This is a genomic window from Streptomyces morookaense (genome assembly GCF_013030945.1).
Lineage (GTDB): Bacteria > Actinomycetota > Actinomycetes > Streptomycetales > Streptomycetaceae > Streptomyces > Streptomyces morookaensis.
Map to the genome: position 1 here is coordinate 171,276 of NZ_JABBXF010000016.1, position 15,409 is coordinate 186,684.

The following is a 15,409-nucleotide window of genomic DNA, read 5'->3' on the forward strand; positions in this document are numbered from 1 at the left end:
GCGGGCCCTGATCAGCCCATGAAGTTGCCGCCGTCCACGATCAGTTGCTGACCGGTGAGGTAGGCGCTGCGGGAGGTGACGAGGAACTCCAGGGCGTCGGCGATGTCCCGGGGCGTGCCGATCCGGCCCGCGGGGATGGTGGCGAGGACGGCCGCGCGCCGGTCCGGGTCGTCCAGCCGGTAGCGTTCGGTGACTTCGGGGGTGTCGGTGAAGCCGGGGATCAGGGCGTTGACCCGGATGTGCGGGGCCAGTTCGAGGGCCATGCACTTGGTGAGCTGCAGCAGTCCCGCCTTGCTGGCACAGTAGTTCGCGCCGTTGGCCCGGGGCCGGATGGCGGTGGTGGCGCCGATGTTGACGATGCTGCCGCCGCCGGCCCCGATCATGGCGGGGGCCAGCGCCCGGACGAGGTGGAAGGGTGCGGAGAGGTTGGTGGCGAGGACGTCGTCCCAGTCCTCGCCGGTGAGGGAGAGGAAGGGCCGGTCGCGGTTGACGCCGGCGTTGTTGACCAGGACGGCGGGCGGGCCGTCCGTGGCGAGGATCTCCGCGCAGACGGCCCGGATCTCCGCCGGCCGCGCCAGGTCGGCCCGGAGGGTGCGGAGTTGTCCGGCACCCTCCTTCTCGGCCCGGCGGGCGGCCTGTTCGTCGGTGCGGTAGAGGGCGGTCACGCGGTGGCCCAGTGCGCACAGGCGCAGGGCGAGCTCCAGGCCGATGCCGCGTGTGCCGCCGCTCACCACGGCGGTCGGCGTCATCCTTCGAGGATGTCGCCGCGCTTGAGGCCCGAGTCCGCGGGGACGTCCGCGGGGTCGGTGCCCAGGGTTTTGACGGCGTTGTGCTCGTCGACGAAGACCACGCGCGGGTCCATGATCTTGGCCTCCTCGTCCGTCACGGAGGCGTAGGCGATGAGGATGACGAGGTCGCCGGGGCTGATGAGGCGGGCCGCCGCGCCGTTGATGCCGATCACGCCGGAGTCGCGGGGGCCTTCGATGACGTAGGTGGACAGGCGGGCGCCGTTGTCGATGTCGACGATGTCGACCTTCTCGCCGGGTAGCAGGTCGGCGGCCTCCATCAGGTCGGCGCTGACGGTCACCGAGCCCACGTAGTGCAGATCGGCCTGGGTGACGGTGGCGCGGTGGATCTTCGACTTCATCATGGTGCGGTACATGGTTCGACCTCGAATCGATGGAAGGGGAAGGGGGGTTGGTCACGCCTGCCAGGTGGCATAGCGGCGTCTGCCGTAGAGCAGGGGTGCGGGGCCGGGGCCGTCGGAGGCGTCGGTGCGGATGACCTCGCCGAGCACGATGGTGTGGTCGCCGGCCCGGTCCAGGCGTACGACGCGGCACTCGGCGACGGTGTGGGCGTCGTCGGGCAGCAGCGGCAGCCCGGTCTCGGGGGACGGTTCCCACGGCACCGCGGAGAAACGTTCCGCGGTGCGGCCCGCGAAGGCCTCGGCCGCGCGGCGTCCGGCGCCGTGCAGGAGGTTGACGGCGAACGCCCCGCGTTCGGCGATCACCGGCAGCGTCCTGCTCGTGTTCGCCGCGCACACCAGCAGCAGCGGAGGATCGAGGGAGACGCTGCACCAGGCGGTGCAGGTGAATCCGTGCGGGTCGCCCAGGGCGTCGGTGGTGGTGATGACGGCGACGCCGCCGGGATGGGAGCCCATCAGCGCGCGGAACGCGTCGGGCGTCACCGTGGGTACGGTCTCGACGGGGGCGGTTTCGATGGAGGACACGGGGCTCACCACTCGAACGCCTGGGCGTTGTAGAGGTTGACGCCGAGGGCGGCCTTGCCGACGTACTCCAGGCACTCGTCGGGCTTGGCGGGCATCACGGCGGAGAAGGCGACCTCGCGGATGTAGCGCTCCAGCGGCTGTGCGCGGCTGACGGCGGCCGAGCCGCAGATGCGCACGGCGTCCTGGGCGAGCGCGGGGCCGACCTCGCCGACGATGTACTTGGCGGCGTGCACCATGGCATTGGCCTCCAGGCTGCCGCGCTGCGTGTCGACGTGCGCGCCCGCCTCGTGCACCAGGGCCCGTGCCGCGCGCAGCCGGGCGGACATCCGGCCCAGGTCGCGCTGCATCACCGGGGAGTCGGCACGCTTGGGCGAGGCGGCCACGTAGTCGACGGTGCAGCGGTAGACGGCCTCCGCGATGCCCAGGTAGGCGCCGGTGTAGCCGGCGGCCATCCAGTGCGGTTCGCGGACGAGCTTGAACAGCGACATCCCCTCGACGCCGAGGTAGAGGCGCGAGCGCGGCACGGTGACCTCGTCGAGCTTCATGGCGGCGGTGCTGGTGCCGTACAGCGCCGACAGGTTGTGCACCTCGCCGAAGCTCACGCCGGGGTCGTCGGCGGCGACGACGAAGTGCGAGACCTCGCTGCTGCCCTCGGTACCCTCGGCGCGGGCGACGACGATGTAGTAGTCGGCGGCGCCGGCCAGCGAGACGAAGGACTTCTCGCCGTTGAGGACGTAGTGCTGCCCGTCCTCGGAGCGCCGGTAACTGGTGCGGATGCCGCGCAGCTTGGCGCCGGTGCCCGCCTCGGAGGTGGCGGAGGCGAAGAGCTTGCGGCCGTTCACGACCTCGTCGAACATCCAGGCTCGGAAGGTCTCGGCGGACGGCGGCAGTTGGGTGCCGACCGACTCGGAGAGCGCGCCGATGACGACGTTGTGCATGTTGTAGCCGAGGGCGGCGGCACCGTTGTGGGCGCCGAGCGCGGCCAGGACGCGGGAGTAGTCGGCGAAGCCGAGCCCGGCTCCCCCGGCCTCGCGCGGGACGAGCAGGCCGAGCAGGCCGCTCTCGCGGAGGATGCGGTAGGCCTCGTGGCCGTTGTCGCGCTGGGCGTCGACGTCGGCGGCGAGAGGGGCCAGGATCCGGCCGGTCTCCTCGGCGAGCTTGAGCAGGTCGTCGAGGGTCGCCGGCAGAGTGGCGGTGGTGGTCATGGGGTCCTTCCTCGTGTCAGTTCTCGACCGGCAGGCCGAACTGGCGGGCGACACCGACGCGCAGCAGGTCGTTGTGGCCCGCGTAGACATGGGCCGCCATCGGGCTGTGCAGGTCGGCGGTCAGACCGGATCCGGGGAGGAAGCCGCGGACGCCGGCGAGCGCGGTGGCGTGCTCGCTGAGGCGTACGTAGTCCTCGGCAACCGAGATCTTGGTGAGGGCCGCCTCGGCGGCCAGCTGCCGGGCAGGTGTTCCGGCGTCGAGCCGGGCGGCCATCGCGTAGAGCTGGACGCGGGAGCGGTGCAGTGCGAGCGCCATGTCGCTGATGCGGGCGGCCACTTGGTGGCTGGCGCCCATGCGGCGGCCGAAGTGCTCGCGGGTTCCGGCCCATTCGGCGGTGCGCTGCAGGGTGCGGCGCATGGGGCCGAGGGCGTACCCGAGGACGACTGCGCGCTCCCAGGCGGTCGTGGAGGACATCACGGCCAGGCCGGATCCCTCCTCGCCGATCAGTGCCGTGGCGGGCAGCCGGGCGCCGTCGAAGACCAGCTCGCCCATGGGGACCGTGGGCAGGGCGGTCTTGTCGAAGGTCTCGCCGAGGCTCACGCCGGGGGTGTCGACGGGGAAGAGGAAGGCCGAGAGCGCGAACGGCGAACGGCCTTCCGCGGTGCGGGCGAAGACGATGGCCAGGTCGGCGATGGGCGCGGCGGTGATGAAGGTCTTGGCACCGTCGAGCACATAGCCGTCGCCGTCGCGCCGGGCACGGGTGTCCATGGACAGCGGGTCGCTGCCCGCGGTGCGTTCGGTGAGGGCGTGGCACAGCATCGTGCGCCCGTCCTGGACGTGGGCGAGGGCCTGCCAGGCCTGCTCGGGGAGCGTGGCGCGCAGCGGGAACTGCATGCCGAAGAGCTGGGAGGCCAGGGCGTAGCAGATGCCGGGGTCGGCGCCGGCCAGTCCGATGCCCTCGACGGCGGCGAGGGCGCGGGTGACCGGGCCGGGGTGTTCGCTGCCGGGCGGGTCCATGCGCAGTGCGCCGAGGTCGGCCAGGGCCTGCCACTGGGTGCGGAAGTCCTTGCCCTCGGTCTGCTCCACGGCCGGCCGGGCCCGTTCGCGCCAGGCGTCGACGAGTTCCTCGGCCGGTGCGGGGCCGGACCGCAGCAGGCGGTCGGTGGGGGTGCTCACTTGCGGGCCCCGCCGGTGAGGTCCTCGATGGCGGTCCACAGGGCCTTGGGGCTGCGGAAGTTGGCGGCGACGATCTCGGTCTCGGGGAGCACGATGCCGGCCTGCTTGTCCAGGGCGGAGACGATCTCCATGATGGCCAGCGAGTCCAGCAGGCCGAGTTCGAGGAGGGGGGTGTCGGCGGTCAGGCTCTGCGGGTCCTCGCCGCGGGCCCAGGTGATCTTGCTGCTGATGAGGGTGCAGAGCTCTTCGACGCTGTTCATGTGCGGTTCTCCTCAAGGGTGTGGGAGGTGGGGCGGGGGGTGCCGTCAGGGGTGTCGGCGAGGGTGCTCAGGGCGCGCCGGTCGACCTTGCCGCTGGTGGTGGTGGGCAGCGAGGCGACGGGGACGACCCGGTCGGGCAGCATGCGCTTGGGCAGCAGGCCGCGCAGTTCGGCGAGGAGCTCGCGCTCGCCCGCGTCGGTCAGGGCGTAGGCCCAGATCTCGCCCGCGTGGTCGCCGCCGTCCTTGGCGACGACGGCCGCGGTGGAGACCTGGGGCAGGTCGAGGACGGCGCTCTCCACGTCGAGCAGGTCGATGCGGTGGCCGCGCCGTTTGACCTGCGAGTCGCGGCGGCCGCGCAGGAAGACGCGCCCGTCGGGGGTGATCCGGCCGATGTCGCCGCTGGCGTAGGCGCGGCGGGGTGCGCCGTCGCGGAAGGCCACGGTGACGGTGGGGTCGGTGAGTTCGCCGTTGCGCAGGTAGCCCTGGAAGACGGTGGGTCCGGCGATGTGGATCTCGCCTTCGCCGTCGGTGGGCCGGCCGTCCTCGTCCAGGACCTCGATGTCGACGCCGCCGATGCCGCGGCCGATGGTCAGTTCCTGGTCGGCGGTCCAGTCGCGCGGCATCAGCCAGTAGGTGCAGGCGTTGGTCTCGGTGGGCCCGTAGAGGTTGTAGAAGGGCACGTCGCCCAGCAGTTCGAGGTACTCCTCCAGCAGCTGGGGCGCGAAGGCCTCGCCGCCGAAGAAGGCCACGCGCAGGGTCGGCGGTACCGCATCGGCGAACCCGCCCTGCTGGAGCATGTTGTGGTAGAGGGACGGGACGGCCATGAAGGCCGTGATCCGCTGCTCGTTGAGCCAGTTCACCACGTCGCGCGGGAAGGCGCGCAGCATGTCCGGCATGAGCACCGCACAGGCTCCGGCGGCGGCCGCGCCGTACAGGTCGAAAGTGGTCAGGTCGAAGGTGAGGGCGGCCTGCGAGCCGATCCTGTCGTGCTCGGTGAGGCCGAACTCGGCGGCGGCCCACCGGGCGTAGTGGGCGACGTTGGCGTGCGAGAGCAGGACGCCCTTGGGCCAGCCGGTGCTGCCGGAGGTGAACAGGATGTACCCGCCGCGGTCGGCCGGCGCGGGCAGCGGGGCCGGGCGGCCGTCCCCGTCCAGGACGCGCAGCCGGTGCAGTCCGTGCTCCAGCGGCTCCGCGTCCGGCTCGGCGCCGTCGCGGGCCTCGGCCGCGGCCTTGCGGCACACGGGCAGGGCCCGGTCGGTGGTGAGCAGCAGCGAGATGCCGGCGTTGCGCACCATCCGGGCCGTGCGGGCCGGGGGGTCGGCGGTGTCGAGGGGGGCGACGACCGCACCGGCCCGCAGGGCGGCGTAGAGGGCGATCACGGTGGAGGGGGTCTTGGGGGCGTGGACGCCGACGCGTTCGCCGGGGACGAGGCCGTCGTCGGCGAGCCGGGCGGCCAACGCGTCGACGGCGCGGTCGAGTTCGGCGTACGTCCAGGTCTCGCCGGCACCGGACAGGGCGGGGCGGTCGGGGTACCGGCGGGCGGAACGGGCCAGGAGACCGTCCAGGCGCAGGGTCTCGGTCCCGGTGGTGCCGTCGGTGACGGCGGGGGCGGCGGGGGCGGTGGGGGCGGTGGGGGTCACTGCAGGGTCTCCGCGGGGGTCGGGCGGCCGGGGACAGCGTGTTCGTCGTGTTCGTCGAGGAAGGCGCAGGCGGCGTCGATGACGAGGTCGGGGCAGACCAGGTGGGGGTAGTGGTCGACACCTTCCGGCACGATCCGCCGCACGGGGCCGCGCAGGGCGCGCTCGGCGGAGTCGAGCTGGTCGAGGGTGCCGTACTCGTCCTGATCGCCCTGGATCAGCAGGACCGGCGCGGTGACGTCCAGGTCCTTCTCGATGTTCCAGTCGCGGAACCCGTCCGAGAGCCAGACCCGGCTCCAGCTGCCGAAGACGCCCTGCGGGTCGTCGTGCACCAGGGCCATCTTGCGTTGCAGCGGCCCCGCTTCGAAGGACGCGCGGGCCGCCTCGATGCCCTTGCGGTTCTGCTCCTCGAAGTACAGGTGCGGGCCGAGGGCGACCACGGCGGTGGCGGGGCGGACCGAGGCGTACAGCAGCCCGATGGAGGCGCCGTCGCTGTGCCCGACCAGGACCGGGTTGCCGATACCGAGCAGGTCGAGCAGCTCGGGCAGGTCCTCCTGGGCGTGCTCGTGCATATAGCGGGGGGTGCGGGGGCGCACGGCGGGGCCCGAACCGCCCTGACCGAGGCGGGAGTACACCAGGGCGCGGCGCCCGGTGGCCGCGGCGAGGCGGGCGGGGAAGCGTCCCCAGCTCGCGATGCAGCCGAGCCCGCCGTGCAGGAAGACGAGCGGCGCCAGGTCGGGGTCGCCGTCGAGGAGAACATGCTCGACGGGGCCGTTTCGGGTCTCGGCTATCGGCACATCAATACCTTTCTCGGTCGGGTGCGGAAAATGACTGGGTAAAGCGGCGCACAGCCATCGGCAAATATGAAACAGCGTCCGCGGGCCCCGGGGAATGTCACCAAAGAACGTCGCCGCCACCTCAACAACCGTTCTGATGTGTGGTATTGATGCAGTACACCCTCTGTTCAATTGCACGGCATGCGACTTGACATCCACCGCATTCACGCCGGTGCAACACTCCCGTAAGAATCGCGTACGGGGCGGGATATGCCTTTACCGGATCACTTATGCTCTGGAGTCATGGATGTCGACCTCCGCCATCTCCGCAACTTCCTGGCCGTGGCCGAGGAGGGCGGCTTCACGGCCGCCGCCCGGCGCCTGCACCTCGCCCAGCCGACCCTGACCCGGAGCATCCGGACCCTGGAAGAAGCCCTGGGAGTCCGCCTGTTCGACCGCACGACCCGCAGGACCGCACTCACCGACAAGGGCCGGGAGCTGCGCAGCTCCCTCGTCCCGCTGCTGCATCGGCTCGACACCGCACTCACCGGGCTGCGCAAGGGCGAATCCCTGCGCGTCGGCTTCAACTGGGGGCTGCCCGAGGGGCTTTCGGGCACGGCGGCCCGGTTCGGGGACGAGACCGGGGTGGCGGTGGAGTTCGTCCGCAGCGACACCCCGCTGGCCGGCCTGGACACGGGCACCGTCGACGTCGCGCTGCTGCGCGCCGAACCGCTGCCGAAAGGCCTGCGCGGGGTCCTGTTGTGCGAGGACACCCGCGTCGCCGCCGTCCCCGGCCACTGGCCGCTGGCGGCCCGCTCCCGGCTGGGCTGGGCCGAACTGGCGGATCTGCCGCTGGTCGTCAACACCGTCAGCGGCGTCACCTTCCCCGCCATGTGGCCGGCGGGCCGGCGCCCCACGGTGGGCGCCGAGTGCCGCAACTACGACGAGTGGCTGGAGAAGGTGGCCGCCGGCCTGGGCGTGGGCTCCGCCCCCGCGGCCGCCGCCCGGCGCCATCTCCATCCCGCGGTCCGGATGATCCCCCTCGACGACGCCCCCGTCGTCCGCGCCTACCTCGCCTATCCCTCGCACGGCGCGCACCCGCAGGCGGCACGGTTCGCCGACGAGGCGTGGCGCGCGGCCGAGGCCCTGGCGACGAAGGGCCTCACCGCCGACGAGCAGCCGGCCCGGGGCTGTTGACGGGCGTCACTTCCCGAGGATGCTGCACAGGGCCGACGGGCCGGGGAAGTCCTCGGGAAGGGCGTCCATCAGCAGCTCGTCGACACACTGCCCCAGCCAGTGCCCGGACCTGCGCAGCCGCCCGGCGAACCGGAACCCGGCCTTCTCGTAGGCGGCCAGCCCGGCACGGTTGGGCTCCAGCACCCTCAGCCACACCGAGCGCAGCGCCCCCAGATGGAACGCCCAGTCCAGCGTCAGCCGGGTCGATTCCTCCGCATACCGCTTGCCGCGCATGGCGGGAGCGATGAGGATGGCGAACTCGGCGGTCGCGGCGACGGAGTTGATCTGCAGCCAGGTGAGGCCGACGGACTGCCGGTCCTTCACGCGCAGCACCTCGAACTGGACGTGGTCCCGGTCGGCCCGCCGCCGCTCCCACGTGGCGAGCCGGGCCTCCCACGGCTGGGGGAAGCGGCCGCCGTAGCCGAGGATGGTGGTCGGGTCGCTCTCCCAGGCGTGATACTCGGCCAGCGCTTCCGGGCGGGGCATTCCCAGGGCGAGACGTTCACCGGTCAGCAGGACGTGCGGGGCGTGCGGGCTGCTCATGCGATTCCTCAAGGGGGGACCGACGGGGGCGGTGGCGCGCGGCGCGGATTCTCGCAGGGGGCGGATTCTCGCAGGGGGCGGCGGCGGCCCGGCCCTCGCCCCGCCCCCGTGGCACGCCCCTGACCAGCGCGGGCACCGGTCCGGCGGTCACCCGAACGGTCTACTGCCGGCCGTGCTCACCCCAGTCGGCGCACCGGCTCGCCCGCGAGGAACGCCTCGATGTCCTCCACCGCCTGGGCGAAGTAGCCGTCGTAGTTGCGCCGCGTCACATACCCGAGGTGGGGTGTGGCCAGCAGGTTCGGCAGCGAGCGGTACGGATGGTCCGCGGGCAGCGGCTCGATGTCGAAGACGTCGACGCCCGCACCGGCGATTCGGCCCTCGCGCAGCGCCGTCGCCAGCGCCTCCTGGTCCACGATGGCGGCACGGGAGGTGTTGACCAGGAACGCGCCGGGACGCATCGCCTTCAGCTCCGCCTCGCCGATCAGGCCCCGGGTGCCGTCGGTGAGCGGCAGGTGGACGGAGACGATGTCGCTGCTCGCCAGCAGCTCCTCCTTCGACGCCGCGCGGCGTGCTCCGGCGGCCGCGGCCCGTTCGTCCGTCAGGTTCCGGCTCCAGGCGATCACGTCCATCCCGAAGGCCTGGCCGACCCGGGCCACCTTGCTGCCGATCCGGCCGAGCCCGAGCAGGCCGAGCCGCCTGCCGTACAGGTCGGTGCCGACCGTGCTCTGCCAGGGTCCGCCCTCGCGCAGGGCGGTGTTCTCCTGCACCAGGCCGCGGGCCAGCCCGAGAATGAGCGCCCAGGTGAGCTCGGCCGGGGGCTCGCCGTTGCGCATGCCCGAGGTGACGAGCAGTCTGCGCGGCACCTCAGTGCCCCGTAAGGGGCGCGGGGAACTGCGCGACCGGCCACGACGCACCCGCAGTCGAAGTACCGGGGCTTCGCCCCGGACCCCGGGGTGGGTTCATCGGCTGCGGGCCGGAGGGGGCTGGTCGCGCAGTTCCCCGCGCCCCTTACGGGGCCGCCCCCAACGGGGCGCTACCGCACGTGCGCGCCCCCGAATTCCCGCACCGCCTCGTCCACGATCGTCTGCAGCCGCGCATGATGCGCACCCCGCCAGTACACGCGCCCGCACGCGGTGCACTGCGCGAAGACGTCGTAGGTGCGCTGCGTGCCGTGCTCCAACTGCTCCCGGACGGCGTCCTTGTCCGCGTCCTGGAGCCGCCCGTTGCACGCGGTGCAGCGCGTCCAGGGGGCGAGGGCCGGGGCGAACCGGCCGAGGACGTCCCGCAGTTGGTCGTCCGGGCGGTCGCTGTAGACGTACGCGCCCGCCCACAGCTCCCGGCGGCGCAGCAGTCCGCGGTCGCGGGAGAGCATCACCCGGCGCTGGGCGGCGGAGAGCGCGGCGAGGGCCGGGTCGCCGATGTCCTCGCTCTCGTAGGCGGCGTCCACGCCCAGCAGCCGCAGCCGGCGGGCGAGCGTCCCCAGGTGCACATCGAGCAGGAACCGCAGCGGCGCGCCCGGCACCTCCTGGGGCCGGGCCACCTCCTCGACCTCCACGGTCTCCCCCGCGCCCGGCACATGCGAGGCGGCCGTCTCCCGGCCGTCGACCAGCAGCCGGCCGACCTCGGTGAGCGGGACGCCGAGCGACTCGACCACGTGGCCGAGCGTCGACGCGCCGTCGGTCACCACGGCGGTACGGGCCCGGTGCCGCCGCCCCGGTTCGACGAAGAGCTGCAGGCCGGGGGCGAAGCTGATGGTGATCTCGGGTCCGTTCACATCACCAGCATGCCACCGGCCACCGACACCGCCGGGGCCGGGGCCGTCATGAGGGCCGTCCCGTGCGGAACTTGGCGCCAGGGGGTCAGGCGGGTGACAGCGCCCGCGGCGGCGCGCGTGTCGGGCCGTCCCCGGGTGCACGGCAGGGGAGGCTGCTGCGCACGCGACAACCGGGTTGACCCGACAACCATGCAATGCGATGGACGGGTGTCCGGTACCGGCCCCGATCGAGGAGAGCGGTCGATGGAAACCGTCTACCAGATGATGGCCACAACCCTCAGCGAGCACTTCGGCGTCCCCGAGGACCACATCCACCCGGACGCCACCTTCGAGGAGCTCGACGTCGACTCCCTCGCCCGGGCCGAGATGCTCGCCGTCGTCGAGGGCCGGCTGAAGGTGACCCTCGATCAGGAACCCGGCGGCCTCACGCTCGGCGAGGCCGCCGCCCGCATCGAGCGGCTGCTGGCCGGCGGCACCGGGGGCGCGGCGACGGCCGCGGCACCCCCGCCGGGAACGGGGCCCGCTTCGCTGCCCGGCCCTCTCCTGTGAGCGAACACGCTGTCGCCGTCACCGGCATCGGCACGATCACGCCGGCCGGGCTCGGCCGGGACGCGGCCTTCCTGCTTCGCGGGTGAAGGAGCACTACGTACGGACCCGTGGGGCGGGCCAACTGGTGGGCGCCGGGGCCGCTTCGGCGGGTGCACGGGAGGGTGGTGCGGCGTCTGGGGCTGGAGGAGGCCGGTCGCCTGCTCACCCGTTCGCATGAATGTCGCCGCCCGGTCCTTTGGGGCGAGGGTCACCGGTCAACGTCTGTGGTGGATCCGCATCCGGATCCAGGCCATCTGCGAAAGGGAGTCCCCGTGCCCGCACCCTCCGTGCTCGACCACAAGGCCCGTGCCTACAGCCTGGCCCACGCCTACTGGCTGGCACAGGCGTCCGATCTCGCCTACAAGGACAAGGACACCATCGAGGAGCGGGCACGCAGTTGGGGGTTCGACCGGGTACGGCATCACGAGACGCGGTTCACACCGCCGTTCCCGCTGCAGGACACCCAGGCGTACACGATGGCCAGCGACCACATGATCATCAGTGCCTTCCGGGGCACGGAGCCCTCGGAGATCCGCGACTGGCTCTCCGACGCCAATACCCCGCCGTGGCCGGGCCCGGCGAAGACCGGATACGTGCACCACGGCTTCGGCCAGGCCCTCGAGTCGATCTACCCCGAGGTCGAGGACACCCTTCGCGAGTTCCGGACGAACGGCCAGACCCTGTGGTTCACGGGGCACAGCCTCGGCGGCGCCCTGGCCATGCTCGCAGGTGCGCGCCTCTACCTGGAGGATCCCAGGCTGCTGGCCGACGGCGTCTACACCTACGGCCAGCCCCGCACCTGTGACCGGTTGCTGGCCGACGCGTACAACAAGGGTTTCAAACAGCGCATGTTCCGGTTCGTCAACAACAACGACATCGTGGCGCAGCTGCCGCCCGAGCCCGCGTACACGCACGTCGACGCTCTGCGGTACATCGACTCCCACGGCAAGGTCCACGAGACGATCTCGTTCTTCGACGGTCTGACGGACCGGGCCAGGGGGCTGACGGCCGATGCGTTCGCCCCGGCGAGCGCCGGCGTGCGGGACCACTCCCTGCGCCATTACATCGCCGCTCTGGAGAAGAACCTCGCCTGACCGCGGGCACGGAAGCCGGCGGCTCCGGCGCCCGGTCCACAGGGGAGAGGTCCGGGTGCCGGAGCCGCGGCAGGGGTGGTGCGCGTCAGATCGTCGCGGTGTCGATGACGAACCGGTAGCGCACGTCGCTGGCCAGGACCCGCTCGTACGCCTCGTTGATCTGGTCGGCGCGGATCACCTCGATCTCGGAGGCGATGCCGTGCTCGCCGCAGAAGTCCAGCATCTCCTGGGTCTCCGGGATGCCGCCGATCATCGATCCGGCCATGGACCGGCGCTGCCGGAAGAGGGCGGCCGGGGCGACGGTCAGCGCGTTCTCGGGGGCGCCGAGCTGGACCAGGGTGCCGTCGGTCTTCAGCAGGCCGAAGTACGCGTTCAGGTCCAGGTCCGCCGAGACGGTGTTGAGGATCAGGTCGAAGGTGCCCGCCAGCGCCTCGAAGGTGGCCGGGTCGGAGGTGGCGTGGTAGTGGTCCGCGCCGAGCCGCAGGCCGTCGTCCTTCTTGCGGAGGGACTGGCTGAGCACGGTGACCTCGGCGCCCATGGCGTGGGCGATCTTCACGCCCATGTGGCCGAGCCCGCCGAGGCCGATGACGGCGACCTTCTTGCCGGGGCCGGCCTGCCAGTGGGCCAGCGGCGAGTACAGGGTGATGCCGGCGCACAGCAGCGGGGCCGCGGCGTCCAGCGGGATGCTCTCGGGGATGCGCAGGGCGTAGTTCTCGTCGACGACGATGTTCGTGGAGTAGCCGCCGTGCGTGAAGTCGCCGTGGCGGTCGGTGTCCGCGTAGGTGCCGGTCATGCCGGGCTCGCCGGTGCAGTACTGCTGCAGTCCGGCGCGGCAGTTGTCGCACTCGCGGCAGGAGTCGACGAAGCAGCCGACGCCGACGCGGTCGCCGACGGCGTAGCGGGTGACGCCGGGGCCGGTCGCGGAGACGATGCCGGCTATCTCGTGGCCGGGGACGATGGGGAAGGTCTCGTGGCCCCACTCGCCGCGCACGGTGTGGATGTCGGAGTGGCAGATGCCGGCGTACTTGATGTCGATCAGGATGTCGTGCTCGCCCAGCGCGCGGCGGGTGATGGTGGTGCGCTCCAGGGGAGCCTTGGGGGCGGGGGCCGCGTAGGCGTGGGCAGTGGTGTGCGTCATGGTCCCGATCCTGCGGCAGCCGGAAGATCGCAGCCAGGACCCGGTCGAGCGTACGCCTGCCGTTCCTACCACTGGCAGGACCACCCTGGGTGTCCGGCGGCACCCGCATACTGGTCGGTATGGACCAGCGCACCGAACTGAGCGAGTTCCTCCGCTCCCGCCGCGCCCGGCTGCGGCCGGAGGACGTGGGGCTGACGGCGTACGGGGCCCGGCGGCGGGTGCCGGGGCTGCGGCGCGAGGAGCTGGCACAGCTGGCCGGTGTGAGCGTGGCCTACTACACGCGGCTCGAACAGGGCCGGGGGCAGAACGTGTCGGCGTCGGTGCTGGACGCGATCGCGGATGCGCTGCGGCTGGACCGGGCCGAGCGGGACCACCTCACGCACCTGGCCAGGCCGGCCGGGCGCCGCACGCACACGGCGGCCGCCCGTCCGCAGCGGGTGCGTCCGGCGGTGCAGAACCTGATCGACACCATGGAGAACGTGCCGGCGTACGTGGTCGGGCGCCGGATGGACATCATCGCCTGGAACCGGCTCGCCTGCGCCCTGCTCGGCGATTTCCCCGCCATACCGGCCCAGCAGCGCAACATGGCCTGGCAGGTCTTCCTGGAGCCGGCCACGCGCGAGCTGTACGTGGACTGGGAGTCCAAGGCGGCCGACCTCGTCGCCATGTTGCGGCTGGAGGCGGGCCGCCGCCCGGACGATCCGCGGCTGACCGCGCTGGTGGGCGAACTATCCGTCAAGAGCGAGGAGTTCCGCAGTCTGTGGGCCGCGCACAACGTGCGGGACAAGTGCTACGGGGTGAAGCGGCTGCACCACGCGGTGGTGGGCCCCCTGACCCTGTCGTGCGAGACGCTGGTGCTGCCGGCCGACCCGGACCAGCAGCTGGTCACGTATCACGCCGAGCCGGGCTCGGAGTCCGCCGAGTCCCTGCGGCTGCTGGCCAGTTGGACGCTCGGCACGGCGCCGGAGGTTCCGGCGCGCTCCTCCTGACGTTCCCCGTACGCGGGTGCGGCGCGGCCCCTGGACCCGGGGGAAGGTCCAGGGGCCGCGCCTGTGCGCCTGCCGGTGGCGCGTCCATGGAGGGTGCTGCGGGATGTTCTACGGGAGGCTGGCTCCGGTGGCGCTCAGCGCCGCGGGCACCGGCTGGAAGAAGGTCTCGCCGCCGCTGGTGCAGTCGCCGCTGCCGCCGGAGGTGAGGCCGAGTGCGCTGTCGTTGTCGAAGAGGGCTCCGCCGCTGTCGCCCGGCTCGGCGCAGACGCTGGTGTCGATGAGGCCGTTGACCGTGCCCTCCGCGTAGTTGACCGTCGCGTTGAGTCCGGTGACCTGGCCGCCGTGGACCTGGGTGGTGCTGCCGCTGCGCTGGACGTTCTCGCCGACGGTCGCGTCGGCGGCCCGGCTGATGGACTGCTGGCTGCCGTTGTAGAGGTCGACCGCGCTGGGGTGGTCGACGCCGGAGGTGTAGGCCACGAGGGCATAGTCGTTGCCGGGGAAGACCGACTGCTCGGTGGAGCCGGCCTGGGCTCCGCCCTGGGAGTCGGACCAGGTGGCCGAGGCGTTGCCGCAGTGCCCGGCGGTGAGGAAGTAGGGCTGGCCTCCCTTGGTGACGTTGAAGCCCAGCGAACAGCGCACGCCGCTGCCCCAGATGGCGTCGCCGCCGGCGAGCAGCGGCCGGAAGGTGCCCGAGGTCCGCTTGAGGGCGGCCCTGTCGCCGAGCTGTGCGACGACCTTGTTCAGCTGCGCCAGTTCGGCGCCTTTGACGGTGCTGTCGGCCTTGACGACGACCTTGTTCGTCCTGGGGTCGACGGACCAGGCGGTGCCGGGGACGGCGGCCTGCTGCTCCAGTGTCCGTCTGGCCGAGGCGAGCTGGGCGGCCGAGTACCGGACGTACCGGGCCTGTGCGCCGGCGGCCCGCACGGTGGCGGCGGCGGATGCGTCGGTGACGTCGACGACGAGCGTGCCCGCCGCCGCGTCGTAGTACGAGCCGGCCGTGCCGGACCCGAGGCCGGCGGCCAGTTGCTGCCCGACCTGGGCGGCCCGGGCCGCGGACATGGCGGCGGTGCCGGACGCCGGTGCGGCGTGGGCGGTCTGGAAGGTGAGGGAGGATGCCGTGGCCAGGGCCACGGCGCCGGCGACGGCCAGGGCCGTGCGCCTCCTGGGTATGCGTGAGTCCTTCAACTCGGGCCTCCTGTGAGGGGGGTGTGCCCGTCGTGGTCGGCGGGCCCGGAGGACGTGGCGGCCGGAGAAGCGACCGAA

Annotated in this window: 16 protein-coding genes and 1 pseudogene; 4 read left to right on the top strand and 13 right to left on the bottom strand. The window is 72.6% G+C overall.

What is annotated here, in order from left to right:
• Positions 1 to 11: 11 nt before the first annotated feature.
• Genes HG542_RS09640 through HG542_RS09675 form a run of 8 tightly spaced genes read right to left on the bottom strand, consistent with a single transcriptional unit; the run spans position 12 to position 6,805 of the window.
• Positions 12 to 749, bottom strand: coding sequence for an SDR family NAD(P)-dependent oxidoreductase (locus HG542_RS09640; RefSeq protein ID WP_171079693.1), 738 nt, complete (start codon positions 747 to 749; stop codon positions 12 to 14).
• Complete coding sequence (panD, locus tag HG542_RS09645; protein WP_171079694.1) at positions 746 to 1,162, bottom strand: aspartate 1-decarboxylase; 417 nt, start codon at positions 1,160 to 1,162, stop codon at positions 746 to 748. The genes HG542_RS09640 and panD overlap by 4 nt, the downstream gene beginning before the upstream one ends.
• A gap of 39 nt (positions 1,163 to 1,201) precedes the next feature.
• Complete coding sequence (locus HG542_RS09650) at positions 1,202 to 1,729, bottom strand: flavin reductase family protein (RefSeq protein WP_229922587.1); 528 nt, start codon at positions 1,727 to 1,729, stop codon at positions 1,202 to 1,204.
• 5 nt (positions 1,730 to 1,734) lie between these two features.
• Positions 1,735 to 2,934 (bottom strand): acyl-CoA dehydrogenase family protein, encoded by a 1,200-nt coding sequence (locus tag HG542_RS09655; protein ID WP_171079695.1) that lies wholly within the window; start codon positions 2,932 to 2,934, stop codon positions 1,735 to 1,737.
• A 16-nt stretch (positions 2,935 to 2,950) separates the two neighbouring features.
• On the bottom strand, positions 2,951 to 4,111 hold the full coding sequence (locus tag HG542_RS09660) for an acyl-CoA dehydrogenase family protein (protein WP_229922588.1): 1,161 nt from the start codon (positions 4,109 to 4,111) through the stop codon (positions 2,951 to 2,953).
• Positions 4,108 to 4,371 (bottom strand): phosphopantetheine-binding protein, encoded by a 264-nt coding sequence (locus HG542_RS09665; protein WP_171079696.1) that lies wholly within the window; start codon positions 4,369 to 4,371, stop codon positions 4,108 to 4,110. Before HG542_RS09665 ends, HG542_RS09660 begins: the two co-directional genes overlap by 4 nt.
• Positions 4,368 to 6,011: an amino acid adenylation domain-containing protein gene (locus HG542_RS09670; RefSeq protein ID WP_171079697.1), complete on the bottom strand. Its 1,644-nt coding sequence runs from the start codon at positions 6,009 to 6,011 to the stop codon at positions 4,368 to 4,370. Before HG542_RS09670 ends, HG542_RS09665 begins: the two co-directional genes overlap by 4 nt.
• On the bottom strand, positions 6,008 to 6,805 hold the full coding sequence (locus HG542_RS09675) for an alpha/beta fold hydrolase (protein WP_171079698.1): 798 nt from the start codon (positions 6,803 to 6,805) through the stop codon (positions 6,008 to 6,010). Before HG542_RS09675 ends, HG542_RS09670 begins: the two co-directional genes overlap by 4 nt.
• Before the next feature lie 282 nt (positions 6,806 to 7,087).
• Here HG542_RS09675 and HG542_RS09680 point away from each other — a divergent pair, with 282 nt between their 5' ends.
• Positions 7,088 to 7,981 carry a LysR family transcriptional regulator gene (locus HG542_RS09680; protein WP_227725714.1) on the top strand — a complete coding sequence of 298 codons (894 nt, stop codon included), beginning with the start codon at positions 7,088 to 7,090 and terminating at the stop codon, positions 7,979 to 7,981.
• 6 nt (positions 7,982 to 7,987) lie between these two features.
• On the opposite strand, the gene HG542_RS09685 is transcribed toward HG542_RS09680, so the two are convergent.
• The 3 genes and pseudogenes from HG542_RS09685 to HG542_RS09695 form a co-directional block, all read right to left on the bottom strand.
• A complete protein-coding gene (locus HG542_RS09685; RefSeq protein ID WP_171079700.1) occupies positions 7,988 to 8,563 on the bottom strand; it encodes a GNAT family N-acetyltransferase in 576 nt (191 codons plus the stop codon).
• A gap of 176 nt (positions 8,564 to 8,739) precedes the next feature.
• Positions 8,740 to 9,381, bottom strand: a pseudogene (locus tag HG542_RS09690) (NAD(P)-dependent oxidoreductase); the annotation flags it as partial.
• 215 nt (positions 9,382 to 9,596) lie between these two features.
• Positions 9,597 to 10,337 carry a Mut7-C RNAse domain-containing protein gene (locus tag HG542_RS09695; RefSeq protein WP_171079701.1) on the bottom strand — a complete coding sequence of 247 codons (741 nt, stop codon included), beginning with the start codon at positions 10,335 to 10,337 and terminating at the stop codon, positions 9,597 to 9,599.
• 243 nt (positions 10,338 to 10,580) lie between these two features.
• Here HG542_RS09695 and HG542_RS09700 point away from each other — a divergent pair, with 243 nt between their 5' ends.
• Complete coding sequence (locus HG542_RS09700) at positions 10,581 to 10,886, top strand: acyl carrier protein (RefSeq protein ID WP_171079702.1); 306 nt, start codon at positions 10,581 to 10,583, stop codon at positions 10,884 to 10,886.
• A gap of 311 nt (positions 10,887 to 11,197) precedes the next feature.
• Complete coding sequence (locus tag HG542_RS09705; protein WP_171079703.1) at positions 11,198 to 12,019, top strand: lipase family protein; 822 nt, start codon at positions 11,198 to 11,200, stop codon at positions 12,017 to 12,019.
• Positions 12,020 to 12,104: 85 nt separating this feature from the next.
• On the opposite strand, the gene HG542_RS09710 is transcribed toward HG542_RS09705, so the two are convergent.
• Positions 12,105 to 13,157 carry an NAD(P)-dependent alcohol dehydrogenase gene (locus HG542_RS09710; RefSeq protein ID WP_171079704.1) on the bottom strand — a complete coding sequence of 351 codons (1,053 nt, stop codon included), beginning with the start codon at positions 13,155 to 13,157 and terminating at the stop codon, positions 12,105 to 12,107.
• 119 nt (positions 13,158 to 13,276) lie between these two features.
• Here HG542_RS09710 and HG542_RS09715 point away from each other — a divergent pair, with 119 nt between their 5' ends.
• Entirely contained in the window at positions 13,277 to 14,146 is an 870-nt protein-coding gene (locus tag HG542_RS09715; protein WP_171079705.1) for a helix-turn-helix transcriptional regulator, read from the top strand.
• A 108-nt stretch (positions 14,147 to 14,254) separates the two neighbouring features.
• On the opposite strand, the gene HG542_RS09720 is transcribed toward HG542_RS09715, so the two are convergent.
• Positions 14,255 to 15,331, bottom strand: coding sequence for a S1 family peptidase (locus HG542_RS09720; protein WP_438816690.1), 1,077 nt, complete (start codon positions 15,329 to 15,331; stop codon positions 14,255 to 14,257).
• Positions 15,332 to 15,409: the final 78 nt, after the last annotated feature.

Excerpts from the sequence above, each read along its gene's own strand:
- HG542_RS09640 (WP_171079693.1), bottom strand. The coding sequence starts at position 749 with ATGACGCCGACCGCCGTGGTGAGCGGCGGCACACGCGGCATCGGCCTG.
- HG542_RS09655 (WP_171079695.1), bottom strand. The coding sequence starts at position 2,934 with ATGACCACCACCGCCACTCTGCCGGCGACCCTCGACGACCTGCTCAAG.
- HG542_RS09685 (WP_171079700.1), bottom strand. The coding sequence starts at position 8,563 with ATGAGCAGCCCGCACGCCCCGCACGTCCTGCTGACCGGTGAACGTCTC.
- panD (WP_171079694.1), bottom strand. The coding sequence starts at position 1,162 with ATGTACCGCACCATGATGAAGTCGAAGATCCACCGCGCCACCGTCACC.
- HG542_RS09680 (WP_227725714.1), top strand. The coding sequence starts at position 7,088 with ATGGATGTCGACCTCCGCCATCTCCGCAACTTCCTGGCCGTGGCCGAG.
- HG542_RS09710 (WP_171079704.1), bottom strand. The coding sequence starts at position 13,157 with ATGACGCACACCACTGCCCACGCCTACGCGGCCCCCGCCCCCAAGGCT.
- HG542_RS09715 (WP_171079705.1), top strand. The coding sequence starts at position 13,277 with ATGGACCAGCGCACCGAACTGAGCGAGTTCCTCCGCTCCCGCCGCGCC.
- HG542_RS09700 (WP_171079702.1), top strand. The coding sequence starts at position 10,581 with ATGGAAACCGTCTACCAGATGATGGCCACAACCCTCAGCGAGCACTTC.
- HG542_RS09665 (WP_171079696.1), bottom strand. The coding sequence starts at position 4,371 with ATGAACAGCGTCGAAGAGCTCTGCACCCTCATCAGCAGCAAGATCACC.